Origin of the sequence: Bacillus sp. EKM202B (genome assembly GCF_011066025.1) — a bacterium.
Taxonomy (GTDB): Bacteria; Bacillota; Bacilli; order Bacillales; family Bacillaceae_G; genus Bacillus_A; species Bacillus_A toyonensis.
In genome coordinates this window covers 1-14,858 of record NZ_JAAMNK010000057.1, presented here as the reverse complement: position 1 = coordinate 14,858, position 14,858 = coordinate 1, and the positions used below count along the sequence as shown (strand labels likewise).

General features: G+C 37.1%; 16 protein-coding genes, 1 tRNA gene, 1 other RNA gene and 1 other annotated feature. Of the genes, 14 read left to right on the top strand and 4 right to left on the bottom strand.

The genetic code is table 11. The annotated features are described in order from the left end of the window. Positions 1–103 precede the first annotated feature (103 nt). A complete protein-coding gene (locus G9F74_RS28710; protein WP_000554256.1) occupies positions 104–1,105 on the bottom strand; it encodes a YaaC family protein in 1,002 nt (333 codons plus the stop codon). 115 nt (positions 1,106–1,220) lie between these two features. Between G9F74_RS28710 and guaB the strand changes: the two genes are divergently transcribed. From guaB to G9F74_RS28675, 7 genes are all read left to right on the top strand, one after another. Further along, positions 1,221–2,684, top strand: a complete 1,464-nt coding sequence (gene guaB, locus G9F74_RS28705) for an IMP dehydrogenase (protein ID WP_016107343.1) — start codon at positions 1,221–1,223, stop codon at positions 2,682–2,684. A 113-nt stretch (positions 2,685–2,797) separates the two neighbouring features. Beyond that, the gene (locus G9F74_RS28700; protein WP_131202456.1) at positions 2,798–4,108 is read left to right on the top strand and encodes a serine hydrolase; all 1,311 of its coding nucleotides are present in this window, start codon (positions 2,798–2,800) and stop codon (positions 4,106–4,108) included. Positions 4,109–4,268: 160 nt separating this feature from the next. Further along, the gene (gene pdxS, locus G9F74_RS28695; protein ID WP_000186168.1) at positions 4,269–5,156 is read left to right on the top strand and encodes a pyridoxal 5'-phosphate synthase lyase subunit PdxS; all 888 of its coding nucleotides are present in this window, start codon (positions 4,269–4,271) and stop codon (positions 5,154–5,156) included. Between the two features lie 18 nt (positions 5,157–5,174). After that, complete coding sequence (gene pdxT / locus G9F74_RS28690; RefSeq protein ID WP_000238789.1) at positions 5,175–5,765, top strand: pyridoxal 5'-phosphate synthase glutaminase subunit PdxT; 591 nt, start codon at positions 5,175–5,177, stop codon at positions 5,763–5,765. Between the two features lie 54 nt (positions 5,766–5,819). Next, positions 5,820–6,041, top strand: a binding site (T-box leader). A gap of 51 nt (positions 6,042–6,092) precedes the next feature. Further along, on the top strand, positions 6,093–7,367 hold the full coding sequence (gene serS / locus G9F74_RS28685) for a serine--tRNA ligase (RefSeq protein ID WP_016107344.1): 1,275 nt from the start codon (positions 6,093–6,095) through the stop codon (positions 7,365–7,367). A 154-nt stretch (positions 7,368–7,521) separates the two neighbouring features. Continuing rightward, a tRNA-Ser gene (locus tag G9F74_RS28680) sits at positions 7,522–7,614 on the top strand. Between the two features lie 166 nt (positions 7,615–7,780). Next, complete coding sequence (locus G9F74_RS28675; protein WP_000364197.1) at positions 7,781–8,173, top strand: sigma factor-like helix-turn-helix DNA-binding protein; 393 nt, start codon at positions 7,781–7,783, stop codon at positions 8,171–8,173. Between the two features lie 35 nt (positions 8,174–8,208). Here G9F74_RS28675 and G9F74_RS28670 read toward each other — a convergent pair whose 3' ends face one another. The 3 genes from G9F74_RS28670 to G9F74_RS28660 all read right to left on the bottom strand — a co-directional run bounded on the left by G9F74_RS28670 (position 8,209) and on the right by G9F74_RS28660 (position 10,180). Then, positions 8,209–8,877, bottom strand: coding sequence for a deoxynucleoside kinase (locus G9F74_RS28670; RefSeq protein WP_001053585.1), 669 nt, complete (start codon positions 8,875–8,877; stop codon positions 8,209–8,211). 2 nt (positions 8,878–8,879) lie between these two features. After that, entirely contained in the window at positions 8,880–9,515 is a 636-nt protein-coding gene (locus G9F74_RS28665) for a deoxynucleoside kinase (RefSeq protein ID WP_000148219.1), read from the bottom strand. Positions 9,516–9,640: 125 nt separating this feature from the next. After that, positions 9,641–10,180: a cysteine hydrolase family protein gene (locus G9F74_RS28660; RefSeq protein ID WP_000798728.1), complete on the bottom strand. Its 540-nt coding sequence runs from the start codon at positions 10,178–10,180 to the stop codon at positions 9,641–9,643. 108 nt (positions 10,181–10,288) lie between these two features. On the opposite strand from G9F74_RS28660, the gene tadA reads away from it, so the two are divergent. The 7 genes from tadA (at position 10,289) to G9F74_RS28625 (ending at position 14,647) form a co-directional block, all read left to right on the top strand. Next, positions 10,289–10,789, top strand: a complete 501-nt coding sequence (tadA, locus tag G9F74_RS28655) for a tRNA adenosine(34) deaminase TadA (protein ID WP_000434333.1) — start codon at positions 10,289–10,291, stop codon at positions 10,787–10,789. A gap of 79 nt (positions 10,790–10,868) precedes the next feature. Next, positions 10,869–11,133, top strand: an RNA gene (ffs, locus tag G9F74_RS28650) — signal recognition particle sRNA large type. A gap of 131 nt (positions 11,134–11,264) precedes the next feature. Beyond that, positions 11,265–12,953 carry a DNA polymerase III subunit gamma/tau gene (dnaX, locus tag G9F74_RS28645; protein ID WP_016107345.1) on the top strand — a complete coding sequence of 563 codons (1,689 nt, stop codon included), beginning with the start codon at positions 11,265–11,267 and terminating at the stop codon, positions 12,951–12,953. A gap of 25 nt (positions 12,954–12,978) precedes the next feature. Beyond that, complete coding sequence (locus G9F74_RS28640) at positions 12,979–13,305, top strand: YbaB/EbfC family nucleoid-associated protein (RefSeq protein ID WP_170957726.1); 327 nt, start codon at positions 12,979–12,981, stop codon at positions 13,303–13,305. A gap of 14 nt (positions 13,306–13,319) precedes the next feature. After that, a complete protein-coding gene (recR, locus tag G9F74_RS28635) occupies positions 13,320–13,916 on the top strand; it encodes a recombination protein RecR (RefSeq protein WP_000559167.1) in 597 nt (198 codons plus the stop codon). Positions 13,917–13,930: 14 nt separating this feature from the next. Continuing rightward, complete coding sequence (locus G9F74_RS28630; protein ID WP_000466018.1) at positions 13,931–14,152, top strand: YaaL family protein; 222 nt, start codon at positions 13,931–13,933, stop codon at positions 14,150–14,152. A gap of 225 nt (positions 14,153–14,377) precedes the next feature. Then, positions 14,378–14,647 carry a pro-sigmaK processing inhibitor BofA family protein gene (locus G9F74_RS28625; RefSeq protein ID WP_001089268.1) on the top strand — a complete coding sequence of 90 codons (270 nt, stop codon included), beginning with the start codon at positions 14,378–14,380 and terminating at the stop codon, positions 14,645–14,647. Positions 14,648–14,858 lie beyond the last annotated feature (211 nt).

Here is a 14,858-nt window from a genome sequence, read left to right as displayed (position 1 = left end):
GGAAGTTAAGCTCTCTAGCGCCGATGGTAGTTGGGACCTTGTCCCTGTGAGAGTAGGACGTCGCCAAGCAACTAAAAAACACGAGTCTTTGACTCGTGTTTTTTTATTTCCCATGAAATAGATTAGATTCTGATAGTAAAAATACTGAAATATAGTAAGGTATTTTTTGGGCAGAAATATTAAGGAATTGATAAATAAATGGATAATCTTCAGATCCATAACTACCAAGTAAGTCATACCACCAATCAGTTTCATACCTAGAAATCATGCTTAAATTATAGAGCAATAAGTAATGAACGAGGAGCTCAGGTAAAATGGGTTTAGAATTTCTAGGATTAGTCGTAAGTGGTAAGTAATAAGTATTAGTAAGGTACTCATAGTATAAAGGAGTACTATACATAGGATTCCACGATTGAATAGGCGCTGAAAAAAACACATTCGATTCACTATTTTTCTCAGCTACGTGTTGTATCGATAAATGTTTACAAGTTGTTTCGATGTAACGAGAAAATCGCTCTTTAGTCATATGTAATCGATCTAATATATTGACTGAAAAGGAGAGCTCATTTTTATTTGTTGAATCGATCTTATATAAAGTTGATACTTTTTGACTATAACGAAACAAATTTTGTAATTCAGGAATATTCCCCATCAGCTCTAACATATTAAACTTCTCCGCTTCTAAGTGTTTCATGTGAAACAGTTGTTCTGCAACGTGAGTAAATAATCCGTTTTTCTGTATTTTCACCTCATCTTCTAAAAATTGATACCCCTGTTTTTTTCGTTTACGAGTTGTAACGCCATGAGCTAAAACAGTAGTTGATTCTGGGTAGTTAGGATCAATAGTTAACAAGCAAGCTTTAAATAGTTGGCTAATTCCATAAAATAACAACATTGGTTGAATCGAAAAAGGGGCCGCCTTATATAATTCGTAATAATTTTTCCCGTGTTCTAAGTAGTAAATAAAGGGATAACAGTTTTCAAAACTTTTTTTTTCAGCATCTTGTATGGAGGATTTTTCATAACAACGGGCAAGATAACGTTGTACATTTTGAGATGAAAAAAAGAAACTTAATTGCTGCCAAGTACAATGTGTTTGATGCATATATTACGCTCCTTTTATTGTCTAAAAATTCTAACATATATATACGTCCTTGACAGTATTTTAACCAATTGATAAGCTACTAATAATAATTTCTGGTATCATGGGGGGAACAATTATGTGGGAATCTAAATTTGTTAAAGAAGGTTTGACTTTTGATGATGTATTACTTGTACCAGCGAGGTCAGATATATTACCAAGAGAAGTAAGTATTAAAACAGTTTTATCTGAAAGCTTACAGCTAAACATCCCGTTAATTAGTGCAGGAATGGATACAGTAACAGAAGCTGACATGGCTATTGCAATGGCTCGCCAAGGCGGTTTAGGAATTATTCATAAGAATATGTCTATTGAGCAACAGGCAGAGCAAGTTGATAAAGTAAAGCGCTCTGAAAGCGGCGTTATTTCAGATCCTTTCTTCTTAACTCCAGAACATCAAGTATATGATGCAGAACATCTTATGGGAAAATATCGTATCTCAGGTGTACCAGTTGTAAATAATTTAGATGAGCGAAAATTAGTTGGTATTATTACCAACCGTGATATGCGTTTCATCCAAGATTACTCAATCAAAATTTCTGACGTAATGACAAAAGAACAGTTAATTACAGCTCCAGTTGGTACTACACTGGAAGAAGCTGAAAAGATCCTACAAAAGTATAAAATTGAAAAGCTCCCTCTTGTTGATAATAACGGTGTATTACAAGGGCTTATTACAATAAAAGATATTGAAAAAGTAATTGAATTCCCAAACTCTGCTAAAGATAAGCAAGGACGCTTATTAGTTGGAGCGGCTGTTGGTGTAACGGCTGATGCTATGCTTCGTATCGATGCATTAGTAAAAGCTAGCGTAGATGCAATTGTACTTGATACAGCTCATGGGCATTCTAAAGGTGTTATTGAAAAGGTAAAAGAAGTTCGTGCGAAATATCCAGCACTAAATATTATCGCTGGAAATGTTGCTACAGCTGAAGCAACGAAAGCATTAATCGAGGCTGGTGCAAACGTAGTTAAAGTTGGTATTGGACCAGGTTCTATTTGTACGACACGCGTTGTAGCTGGTGTTGGTGTACCACAATTAACAGCAGTTTATGATTGTGCAACAGAAGCTCGTAAACACGGTATTCCAGTTATTGCTGATGGCGGTGTTAAGTACTCTGGTGATATGGTTAAAGCTTTAGCAGCAGGAGCACACGTTGTTATGCTAGGTAGTATGTTTGCTGGTGTTGCTGAAAGCCCTGGAGAAACTGAGATTTATCAAGGTCGCCAATTTAAAGTATATCGTGGTATGGGTTCTGTTGGAGCGATGGAAAAAGGAAGTAAAGATCGTTACTTCCAAGAAGGAAACAAAAAACTTGTTCCAGAAGGTATTGAAGGACGCGTACCATATAAAGGACCTTTAGCAGATACAGTTCATCAATTAGTTGGTGGATTACGTGCAGGTATGGGATATTGTGGAGCACAGGATTTAGAATTCTTACGTGAGAATGCACAGTTCATTCGCATGTCAGGTGCTGGTTTACGTGAAAGCCACCCTCATCATGTACAAATTACAAAAGAGGCTCCAAACTACTCATTATAATGTCTTATATGTAAATAGATAGAGATTTGATATCTCTGTCTATTTTTTTTTGATTATGTTAGAATAACGGTTATGTGAGTACATAGATATTGGGGGTAGCAAAAGTGAAAGGTATGTTTTGCAAAAGATTCATGGCTTTGGTAACGGTGCTTACACTAGCTTGTAGCATGCTGTTACCATATAGCAATGCATCGGCTGAAACAGGAGCCGCTCTAAACATTGAAGCAGGTGCGGCAATTTTAGTAGAAGCGAATTCTGGGAAAATTTTATATCAAAAGAATGCAGATGAGTTATTATCAATTGCTAGTATGACAAAAATGATGAGTGAATATTTAGTTCATGAAGCAGTGGATAAAGGAAAACTTAAGTGGGATCAAAAGATTAAGGTTTCTGAATATGCGCATAAGATTTCACAGGATCGTTCATTATCAAATGTTCCACTAGAAAATGGTGGTTCTTATACGGTAAAAGAGTTATACGAAGCGATGGCGATTTATTCCGCTAATGGAGCAACAATTGCTCTAGGTGAAGCAGTGGCAGGAAAAGAAGTTAATTTTGTAAAAATGATGAATGATAAGGCAAAAGAGTTGGGATTGAAAAATTATAAATTTGTAAATTCTACAGGCCTAACGAACAAAGATTTAAAAGGACAGCATCCCGAAGGAACAACACCGGATGAAGAAAATAAAATGTCTGCAAGGGACGTCGCAATTTTAGCACAACATCTTATTAAGGATTATCCCAAAACATTAGATACAGCAAAAATCCCTAAAAAAGTATTCCAAGAGGGCGGAAAATACCCGATTAATATGGATAACTGGAATTGGATGTTAAAAGGTTTAGTTAAGCAATACGATGGCGTAGACGGCCTGAAAACAGGATCAACTCCAGAAGCCGGTGATTGCTTCACTGGTACGGTTGAAAGAAACGGTATGCGTTTTATTTCTGTAGTTATTAAAACAAGTTCTCATACAGCACGTTTTGATGAAACGAAGAAGTTATATGATTATGGATTTGCTAACTTTGAAATGAAGCAAATGTATAAAAAAGATTCTTCAGTAAAAGGACAAGAAACAGTAAGAGTAGAAAATGCAAAAGATAAAGATGTAGCAGTTCAAACAAAACAAGTTGTTTCACTTCCAGTGCCAAAAGGAAGTAAAGATGTTTATAAAACAGAATTTAAAGAAGCAAGTAAGGGACAAGAAGCACCTATTAAAAAGGGTGTTGCACTTGGTCAGATGGTAATTACACCAAAAGATACGAATGACCCTGGATTTTTATCTGGTAAGTCATTACAAGTAGATCTTGTAACAACATCAGCAGTGGAAGAAGCAAACTGGTTTACTCGTTCTATGCGCGGAATCGGCTCTTTCTTTAGTGGTATATGGAATAGTGCTGTTGATACAGTAAAAGGTTGGTTTTAAAAGCTCCTCATTGTAGGAGCTTTTTCTTATTCCCATTTTTCATACCTACTTTATGAAAAAGTAGTAGACAAGCATCTGATAGTTAATGGTAGAATGTAAGAGTATTCTTAATTTTCGCCTTTAACGGGGGAAAGCAATTCACCTAGGGGGGTTTTTGTACATGACAAATGTAACAGGGACAGAACGTGTAAAACGTGGAATGGCAGAAATGCAAAAAGGCGGCGTTATTATGGACGTAGTTAACGCTGAACAAGCAAGGATTGCAGAAGAAGCAGGCGCAGTTGCCGTTATGGCATTAGAGCGTGTACCAGCAGATATTCGTGCAGCAGGTGGCGTTTCTCGTATGGCAGACCCAACGATTGTTGAAGAAGTTATGGGTGCGGTGTCAATTCCGGTTATGGCAAAATGCCGTATCGGTCATCTTGTAGAAGCACGTGTATTAGAATCATTAGGGGTAGACTATATCGATGAGAGTGAAGTATTAACTCCTGCTGATGAAGTATACCATTTAAATAAACGTGATTACACAGTTCCGTTTGTATGTGGTTGCCGTGATATCGGAGAAGCTGCACGTCGTATTGCAGAAGGTGCATCTATGCTTCGTACAAAAGGTGAGCCAGGAACAGGAAACATTGTAGAGGCAGTGCGTCATATGCGCCAAGTCAATGCAGAAATCCGTCAAGTTGCAAGTCTACGTGAAGATGAGTTAATGACATATGCAAAAAATACTGGTGCTCCTTATGAAGTACTACTTGAAATTAAACGCCTTGGTCGCTTGCCAGTTGTAAACTTTGCAGCAGGTGGTGTAGCAACACCAGCAGATGCAGCGTTAATGATGCAACTTGGTGCTGATGGTGTATTTGTTGGATCTGGTATCTTCAAATCAGAGAACCCAGAGAAATTTGCACGTGCAATCGTTGAAGCGACGACTCATTATGAAGATTACGAACTAATTGCAAGCCTTTCTAAAGGATTGGGTAATGCAATGAAAGGTGTCGAAATTTCAACGTTATTACCAGAACAACGCATGCAAGAGCGTGGATGGTAATTGAAGGAGAACTTTAAAATGGTGAAAATCGGTGTACTAGGTCTTCAAGGTGCAGTTCGTGAGCATGTAAAATCAGTTGAAGCAAGTGGTGCAGAAGCTGTTGTTGTAAAGCGTATAGAGCAACTTGAAGAGATTGATGGTCTTATTTTACCAGGCGGTGAAAGTACAACAATGCGTCGTCTTATTGATAAGTATGCTTTCATGGAACCACTTCGTACATTTGCGAAGTCTGGTAAACCAATGTTTGGTACATGTGCAGGTATGATTCTTCTTGCGAAAACACTTATTGGCTATGAAGAAGCACATATTGGTGCTATGGATATTACAGTTGAACGCAATGCGTTTGGACGCCAAAAAGATAGTTTTGAAGCCGCACTTTCAATGAAAGGTGTGGGGGAAGACTTTATTGGTGTATTTATCCGTGCTCCGTATGTTGTAGATGTCGCTGATAACGTTGAAGTACTTTCTAAGCACGGCGATCGAATGGTAGCGGTAAGACAAGATCAGTTTTTAGCTGCTTCATTCCATCCGGAATTAACGGATGATCATCGTGTGACAGCATACTTTGTCGAAATGGTAAAAGAAGCTAAAATGAAAAAAGTTGTGTAAGTAACTTGCAACTTGTATAAGATTATAGTAAATTGATGGTAACAATTTTATAAAATAAGCGTGTTGATAGGAAGTAGTAACAAATGTCGTTTCTTATAGAGAGTCGATGGTTGGTGGAAATCGATAGAAACAGTTTGTGAATCCATCCTGGAATGGAATGTGGAATATCTTTATGATTAGTAAACATTCCCGGTGAAGAGCCGTTATTTCTACTTGAGAGGAAAGTAGTAATGCTTTCAACTAGGGTGGCAACGCGGGTTAACTCCCGTCCCTTTGTATAGGGACGGGAGTTTTTTGTATTTTATAAAATAAAAGGAGGAGTATATAATGCTTGATATTAAAATATTACGTACGAACTTTGAAGAAGTAAAAGCAAAATTGCAGCATAGAGGCGAAGATTTAACGGAGTTTGGTCGTTTTGAAGAGCTTGATACGAGAAGAAGAGAATTACTTGTTCAAACAGAAGAACTAAAAAGTAAACGTAACGAAGTGTCTCAACAAATTTCAGTATTAAAGCGTGAAAAGAAAGATGCAGAAGCTTTAATTTTAGAAATGCGTGAAGTTGGAGAAAAAGTAAAAGATCTTGATAATGAACTTCGTACAGTTGAAGAAGACTTAGAAAGATTAATGTTATCTATTCCAAATATTCCTCATGAATCTGCTCCAGTTGGTGAAACAGAGGATGATAATGTAGTAGCGCGTACTTGGGGAGAAGTGAAGGAATTTGCTTTTGAACCAAAACCACATTGGGATCTTGCTACAGATTTAGGAGTTTTAGATTTTGAGCGTGCTGGGAAAGTAACAGGAAGCCGCTTCGTATTTTACAAAGGTGCAGGCGCAAGATTAGAGCGTGCTTTAATTAGTTTTATGCTTGATCTTCATACTGACGAGCATGGATATGAAGAAGTGTTACCTCCGTATATGGTAAACCGTGCAAGTATGACAGGAACAGGACAACTTCCGAAGTTTGAAGAAGATGCATTCCGTATTGAAAGTGAAGATTACTTCTTAATTCCAACAGCAGAAGTACCTGTAACGAATATGCATCGTGATGAGATTTTAAATAAAGAGCAATTGCCTATAAGATATGCTGCATTTAGCTCTTGCTTCCGTTCTGAAGCAGGTTCAGCTGGTCGCGATACACGTGGTTTAATTCGTCAACATCAGTTCAATAAAGTAGAGCTTGTGAAGTTCGTAAAACCAGAAGATTCTTATGAAGAGTTAGAAAAATTAACAAATGATGCAGAACGCGTGTTACAATTATTAGAGTTGCCATATCGCGTTATGAGCATGTGCACAGGCGATTTAGGATTTACAGCAGCGAAGAAATACGATATTGAAGTATGGATTCCAAGCTATGGCACATATCGTGAAATTTCTTCTTGTAGTAATTTTGAAGCTTTCCAAGCGAGACGTGCAAATATCCGTTTCCGCCGTGAGCCAAACGGAAAACCAGAACATGTTCATACATTAAATGGATCTGGTCTTGCAATTGGACGTACGGTTGCAGCTATTTTAGAGAACTACCAACAAGAAGATGGTACAATTATAATTCCAGAAGTTCTTCGCCCTTATATGGGAGGAAAAACAGTTATTAAGTAAATTTAAACATTCATCGGTATGAGTGATTGGTAATTATGAGCGTTGTCAGTACTGTAATGTAGGAGGGGGAAAGTAAAATTTTCCTTTCCTCATAATTTATTTTAGTAGGGTTGACTAACTGTTTTTCTTTTGATATTATATTTGATGTCAATATGGAGGTATACCCAAGTCCGGCTGAAGGGATCGGTCTTGAAAACCGACAGGCGGCGAGAGTCGCGCGGGGGTTCGAATCCCTCTACCTCCTCCAGATATAATTGACAACAGCGCATATAAGTGGAGATTGGAGAACTCGTTACCAACACGTAACGAGTTTTTATTTTAAAACCAATCATAAAGTATGGTGTAAGGCGATTTTGTCCTTATTACACACTCATATTCCGATGATTATCTTCATAGATATGAAAGGAGTCAACATGGATCTTATTATACAAACGTTTCCTTTAGATGGAAAAACTTTATATTATGTACAATGTCCTGTCTGTAAGAACAATAGAATTTTAAACAGTGGTGCAAATGTATCGCGCATTATAAGCGATGATACATTCCGTAAACTTTGTGGTTGTACTTGTGATGTAAAGCAAGCTACGACAAAAGTAGAGGCGCCAAAAAAGGTTGAAAAACCAGCTGTAAAGAAAGAAGCAGCTCCAAAACGTACAGGTAAAGTATTAACGGCAGTGATTAACGGGAAAGAAATGACTGTTAAAGAGATTGCTGAAACATATGACATTAGTACAAGTACTGTTCGTCAGCGTATTAACGCTGGAAAACCTGAGAGTGAAATTATTGCTCCAACAAAGAAGAAGTAATTTAATAGGAAAACCCGTGCATATGCACGGGTTTTTTATTTTACAAGTTTACGTGTTTGTTTTAAGAAATGGCCAATTTTTTTAATGATTGGTTCGATTGAATCGCCATCTTTTAAAATATCGTATTCATTAATGTTTAATCGTAAAACAGGGCATGAATTGAAGTTGTTAATCCAGTTTTCGTAACGTCCGTGCATCTCTTTCCAATACTCAATTGGTGTTTGCTGCTCCATCGGGCGTCCGCGTTCTTGAATACGGTCTACAATATCATCGAAAGAACCTTCTAAGTAAATTAATAAGTCTGGATGAGGGAAGTAAGGAGTCATGACCATAGCATCAAATAAACCTTTGTATGTTTCATAATCAGTTTCCGTCATTGTACCTTTTTCATGATGCATCTTTGCGAAAATTCCAGTGTCTTCATAGATAGAACGGTCTTGAACAAAACCACCACCGTATTCAAAAATTCTCTTTTGTTCTTTAAATCGTTCTGCTAAGAAGTATACTTGCAAGTGGAAGCTCCAGCGTGTGAAATCGGCATAGAACTTGTCCAAATATGGATTAGAATCTACTTTTTCAAATGATGTGCGATAACCTAAAGCGTTAGCTAGTGCAGTTGTCATAGTTGATTTTCCGACACCTACTGTTCCAGCGATAGTAATTACTGCATCATTCGGTATATCATATTTTTGCCTTAAATTCATTATTATTTCGACTCCTTTAAGAGAGTATTTTGAAGGGCGGATAGGATGACGTTTAAATCATCGGGATTTTGTACAAAATCCATATCATCTCCGTTAAATTTCAACACTGGGATATCTGGATGGTCCTTTTTAAAAGTATCCATTGCTGTTTCGTAATCTTTTGTGAGCTGTAGTAAGTAATTTGGATCCATATTTTTTTCGAATTCTCTTCCGCGCATTGCGATTCGTTTTTGTAATGTTTCCAGGCTAGCTGTTAAATAAACGATGACATTTGGTACAGGCATATCTTGTGTAAGGATACGATAGATTTGCATGTATTTGTCATATTGAGAATCTTTTAATGTACGGGATGCGAAAATTAAATTTTTAAATATATGATAATCTGCTACTACTGGCTTCCTTTGATTCAAATACTTTATGTTAATGTCTTCTAGTTGTTTGTATCTATTACAAAGAAAGAACATCTCTGTTTGAAAACTCCATTCGTCGATGTCTTCATAGAACTTTCCTAAAAAAGGGTTTTCATCAACAATCTCTTTTAGTAAGTGGAGTTGCATGTGAGTTGAAATTTCCTTCGCAAGTGAAGTTTTTCCAACACCAATTGGTCCTTCAACCGTGATAAATGGTACTCCGGTCACGCTGTTTCCTCCTTTCAATCAGTGATTTGCCGTGACTACTAAAAACACAAAACAGAATTATTGTAGCACAAGAGGGAAGCGAGCGGGTTAATTTGATATAAAAAGTTAGAAAATAGATATATGTATTAATTAATTTTTATTTGAGATGACGGTATTATATTTGCTTTCAATGTAGCTTCCATTATTTTTAAAGCATGCAGATTGTCCTGATCATTGTTAGAGGCAATGCAATCCTGTGGTACATACAGTGTATAATTTCTCATATGAGCATCGTTAGCAGTAAATAGGATACATATATTTCCAGCAACTCCTGTTAATATCAGATTTTCTATTTTTAAATAGCCCAATAAAGAATTCAAAGGCGTTTCATAAAAAGCAGAGTAATGTGGTTTAATAAAAATGTAATCATCAGAATGTGGAGCAATCTTATGAATTATATTTTCACTATACTCATTTGTACAATGAGTAATCAGTTGGTCAATATCAGATCTCCAAAGTTGATAATGGTCATTAACATAAATTATGGGATAGCCGAAGGCTTTCATTGTTTTCTTTAATTGTAAAATAGGATTTGTTATAGTTTCGCATTTTTTTGCCAGGATGGGCCCGTGGGAAAATTGAAAGTCATTAATCATATCAATAATGAGCAAAGCAGTGTTTTTCATATGTAATCCCCTCTCTTTTTCTTTTAGGGTGGATTGAATTTATAAAAGTTATCCCACGTGTAGTAAATGGAAAAAGGTTTATTTTATTTGTGATGAAAGGACTAGGTTATGGAACAAGATCAAGATATTTATTTTATGCAACTAGCGATAGAAGAGGCTAAAAAGGCAGAGGAAATACAAGAAGTACCAATTGGTGCAGTCATAGTGTTAGATGGTGAGGTAATTAGTGTTGCTCATAATTTAAGGGAAACTGAGCAACGATCAATCGCTCATGCCGAGTTGTTAGCGATTGATGAAGCTTGCAAAAAGCTAGGGACATGGCGTTTAGAAGATGCAACGTTATATGTAACCTTAGAGCCCTGTCCAATGTGTGCGGGTGGAATTGTTTTATCACGAGTGAAGCGAGTTGTATATGGTGCAAGTGATCCGAAGGGCGGATGTGCAGGAACATTAATGAATCTTTTAACAGATGAACGTTTTAATCATCAATGTGAAGTAGTCACTGGTGTATTAGAAGAAGAGTGCGGTACGTTGCTAACAAACTTTTTTAGAGAGCTTCGTAAAAAAAGAAAAGCGATAAAAAAATTAGAGAAAAGTAACGAGAATTAACGCATTTGCATTTTATAAAAAAACAAGTTATACTGATAATGCCTTTAATGAAGGCAACCGAATATTGGTTTTAACTTTGCCGTGCTAAGCGGGGAGGTAGCGGTGCCCTATACTCGCAATCCGCTCTAGCGAGGCCGAATCCCTTCTCGAGGTTATGTTGCTGTAAGGTCTGCCTTAAGTAAGTGGTGTTGACGTTTGGGTCCTGCGCAACGGGACCCCGTGAACCTTGTCAGGTCCGGAAGGAAGCAGCAATAAGCGGGTTTTCTCGTGTGCCGCAGGAGTGCCTGAACCGAGCTAACTGCTTGAGTAACGCTTATGGTACGTAATCGACAGAAGGTGCACGGCAGTTATATATGTATACAAAACTCACCTTGATACAAGGTGGGTTTTTTGTATGGAAAATAACTTTTGGAATCTATAAACAGAATGGGTTATAATATATAAGATAATAACCTTTGAGGGAGGCCGTATTTTCGTGTCATACCAAGCGTTATACCGAACATGGAGACCGCAAAAGTTCGAAGATGTAGTCGGTCAAAAGCACGTAACAAAAACGTTGCAAAATGCCCTTCTTCAAGAGAAAGTTTCACATGCTTATTTATTTTCTGGTCCGAGGGGAACAGGAAAAACGACGATTGCAAAAGTATTTGCAAAAGCAATTAACTGTGAACATGCTCCGGTAGCTGAACCTTGTAATGAATGTCCTTCTTGTTTAGGAATTACACAAGGATCTATTTCAGATGTATTAGAAATTGATGCGGCTTCAAATAACGGTGTAGATGAAATTCGAGATATAAGAGATAAAGTAAAATATGCTCCAAGTGCTGTAGAATATAAAGTATACATTATCGATGAGGTTCACATGCTTTCTATGGGTGCCTTTAATGCTCTTCTAAAAACTTTAGAAGAGCCACCAGGACATGTTATCTTTATTTTAGCGACAACAGAACCACATAAGATTCCACCTACGATTATTTCGAGATGTCAGCGATTTGAATTCCGAAAAATATCAGTAAATGATATTGTTGAGAGATTATCGACGGTTGTGACAAATGAGGGTACGCAAGTAGAAGAGGAAGCACTACAAATTGTTGCTCGTGCTGCCGAGGGTGGTATGCGTGATGCACTTAGCCTTATTGATCAGGCTATATCTTATAGTGATGATGCAGTTACGACAGAAGATGTTTTAGCTGTAACAGGCTCTGTTTCTCAGCAATATTTAGGTAACCTAGTAGAATGTATACGTGAAAATGATGTATCAAGAGCATTACGTATCATAGATGAGATGATGAGTAAAGGGAAGGATCCAGTTCGATTTATGGAAGATTTCATTTACTATTATCGTGATATGCTTTTATATCAAACTTCACCACAACTAGAACATATGTTGGAACGAGTAATTGTAGATGATCAATTCCGCATGTTAAGTGAAGAAATGCAGCCGGAAGTAATCTATGAGATTATTCATAGTCTTAGTAAAGGGCAACAAGAGATGAAGTGGACAAACCATCCACGAATTTTCTTAGAAGTTGTGATGATACAACTGTGTCAGCAGTTTATGATGCAAGCAAACGGTGCAGATCGTTTACAAGCGGTTATGAACAGAATGCAGCAACTGGAGAAAGAATTAGAACAAGTTAAAAAGAATGGTGTACCAGCTGGCGTGCAACCTGAAGTAAGAGAGACGCGTGCAACACCAAAACCAATGCGAACGGGAAGTATGAAAATTCCTGTTGGACGTGTAAATGAAGTGTTGAAGCAGGCGAAGCGTCAAGAATTAGAACAATTGAAAGCCGTATGGGGTGAGTTGTTAGGAAGACTCAAATCGTATAACAAAGTGGCATTTGCTGTTTTATTAGAAAATAGTGAGCCAGTAGCGGCTTCAGATGATACTTATGTGTTAGCATTTCAATATGAGATTCATTGTAAAATGGCGAGTGAAAATCGTGAAGCAATGGATACGCTGGAACAAATTCTTTTTGAATTGCTAAGTAAAAAGTTAAATATGATTGCTATCCCGAAAAGTGAATGGGGTAAAATTCGTGAGGACTTTTTACAACGCGAAGGCGGGGATTCTGAAGAAAGCCCAGAGCAAAAAGAAGATCCTCTCATAGAAGAAGCAGTAAAATTAGTAGGGCAAGAACTTATTGAAATAAAAGAATAACTATTATTAGGAGGAATTAAATATGATGCGTGGCGGAATGGGAAATATGAATAACATGATGAAACAAATGCAAAAGATGCAAAAAGACATGGCAAAAGCACAGGAAGAGCTTGGTGAAAAAACGGTTGAAGGTACAGCTGGCGGTGGAATGGTTTCTGTAATTGCAAATGGCCATAAGCAAGTTCTTGAAGTGAAAATTAAAGAAGAAGTTGTAGATCCAGAAGATATCGAAATGTTACAAGATCTAGTGCTAGCTGCAACGAACGATGCACTTAAAAAGGTTGATGAACTTTCAAATTCTACAATGGGTAAATTTACAAAAGGCTTAAACTTACCAGGTGGAATGTTCTAGGAGGATATTGATATATGCATTATCCAGAGCCAATATCAAAATTAATCGATAGTTTTATGAAATTGCCAGGAATCGGACCGAAAACAGCGGTTCGATTGGCATTTTTCGTATTAGATATGAAAGAAGACGATGTGTTAGGTTTTGCGAAAGCACTTGTGAATGCGAAGCGAGATCTAGCGTATTGTTCTGTATGCGGACATATTACTGACCGTGATCCTTGTTATATTTGTGATGATTCACATCGAGATCAAACGGTTGTCTGTGTCGTGCAAGAACCGAAAGATGTAATCGCGATGGAAAAAATGAAAGAGTATCAAGGTGTATATCATGTGTTACGTGGTGCGATTTCCCCGATGGAGGGAATTGGACCGGAAGACATTAATATCCCGCAACTCTTAAAGCGACTGCACGATGAAACGGTACAAGAAGTGATATTGGCAACAAACCCTAACATTGAAGGGGAAGCTACAGCGATGTATATATCCCGCCTCTTAAAGCCGACAGGTATTAAAGTAACTCGTATTGCACATGGTCTACCAGTTGGTGGAGATTTAGAATATGCAGATGAAGTAACTCTGTCAAAAGCGCTAGAAGGCCGCAGAGAAGTATAAGAGGAGAAACAAAAATGTTCTTTCAAAAAAAGGGTAAATTGCGTAAAGAGTATGACGATAAGTTAATTGTACTATTAGAAAAAGTAAAGAATGAATGGTTACGTCAAAAGAGAATGGTTGAACAAAGTGTTGAGCCGTCTCCAGATGTAATTTGTTCTTTGAAAATAGCGGAGGCGAAATATTTCTTCTTGTTAAAAGAAGCGAAGCGTCGCCCTGTAAAAATGGAACAATGGTAAAAGGTTCTGCTTTTTAAGCAGAACCTTTTATTTTTTATTTGTTAAAGTAGAGGGGTTATTTCGTTTTAAAAGAATCGTTGAGGATTCTGATGGGTTTGTATGAAGAAAATGTTGCTGCGTAAAAGTTATCACAATGGGCCGACTGGAGTTATAGGATAAACGTTCTTTTTTATCGTCTTGTCCCATACATATAGATATGTATAGGTCATTCATAAGGAGGAAAAAATGAATTCTACAATTATTATTGTTGGTATTCTATCTCTTGTTTTTATTTTTCTTGTTTTTGGTGTTTCTTCTAAACCATTGCGTTTTATAGGTAAAATACTTTTTCATGTTACTTTAGGAATAGCATTGCTCTTTATCGTAAATGTTGTAGGGACATATTTTGATTTTCATATTCCGATTAACGCAGGTACAGCGACAGTAACAAGTTTATTAGGCTTACCCGGTGTTGCTGCATTAGTAATAATTAAGCTGTATATCATGCCAAGATAAAATTATTTTGGCATTTTTTTAAAAAGTGTTGACTAAAGAATGTTTAATATGATAAATTAATAAGCGTCGTCAGGAACGAAAGAAAAAAGTTGTTGACAGATTTAACGATAAATGTTAAATTGTAAAAGTCGCTGAAACGCGATATTGAACTTTGAAAACTAAACGAAACAAACAACGTGAAACGTCAATTTTTATTTTTAGATGCTAGACA

What these genes read in the sequence shown, in the direction of transcription:
- G9F74_RS28710 (WP_000554256.1), bottom strand. Translation starts at nt 1,105, where the DNA reads ATGCATCAAACACATTGTACTTGGCAGCAATTAAGTTTCTTTTTTTCA.
- guaB (WP_016107343.1), top strand. Translation starts at nt 1,221, where the DNA reads ATGTGGGAATCTAAATTTGTTAAAGAAGGTTTGACTTTTGATGATGTA.
- G9F74_RS28700 (WP_131202456.1), top strand. Translation starts at nt 2,798, where the DNA reads ATGTTTTGCAAAAGATTCATGGCTTTGGTAACGGTGCTTACACTAGCT.
- pdxS (WP_000186168.1), top strand. Translation starts at nt 4,269, where the DNA reads ATGACAAATGTAACAGGGACAGAACGTGTAAAACGTGGAATGGCAGAA.
- pdxT (WP_000238789.1), top strand. Translation starts at nt 5,175, where the DNA reads ATGGTGAAAATCGGTGTACTAGGTCTTCAAGGTGCAGTTCGTGAGCAT.
- serS (WP_016107344.1), top strand. Translation starts at nt 6,093, where the DNA reads ATGCTTGATATTAAAATATTACGTACGAACTTTGAAGAAGTAAAAGCA.
- G9F74_RS28675 (WP_000364197.1), top strand. Translation starts at nt 7,781, where the DNA reads ATGGATCTTATTATACAAACGTTTCCTTTAGATGGAAAAACTTTATAT.
- G9F74_RS28670 (WP_001053585.1), bottom strand. Translation starts at nt 8,877, where the DNA reads ATGAATTTAAGGCAAAAATATGATATACCGAATGATGCAGTAATTACT.
- G9F74_RS28660 (WP_000798728.1), bottom strand. Translation starts at nt 10,180, where the DNA reads ATGAAAAACACTGCTTTGCTCATTATTGATATGATTAATGACTTTCAA.
- tadA (WP_000434333.1), top strand. Translation starts at nt 10,289, where the DNA reads ATGGAACAAGATCAAGATATTTATTTTATGCAACTAGCGATAGAAGAG.
- G9F74_RS28640 (WP_170957726.1), top strand. Translation starts at nt 12,979, where the DNA reads ATGCGTGGCGGAATGGGAAATATGAATAACATGATGAAACAAATGCAA.
- recR (WP_000559167.1), top strand. Translation starts at nt 13,320, where the DNA reads ATGCATTATCCAGAGCCAATATCAAAATTAATCGATAGTTTTATGAAA.
- G9F74_RS28630 (WP_000466018.1), top strand. Translation starts at nt 13,931, where the DNA reads ATGTTCTTTCAAAAAAAGGGTAAATTGCGTAAAGAGTATGACGATAAG.
- G9F74_RS28625 (WP_001089268.1), top strand. Translation starts at nt 14,378, where the DNA reads ATGAATTCTACAATTATTATTGTTGGTATTCTATCTCTTGTTTTTATT.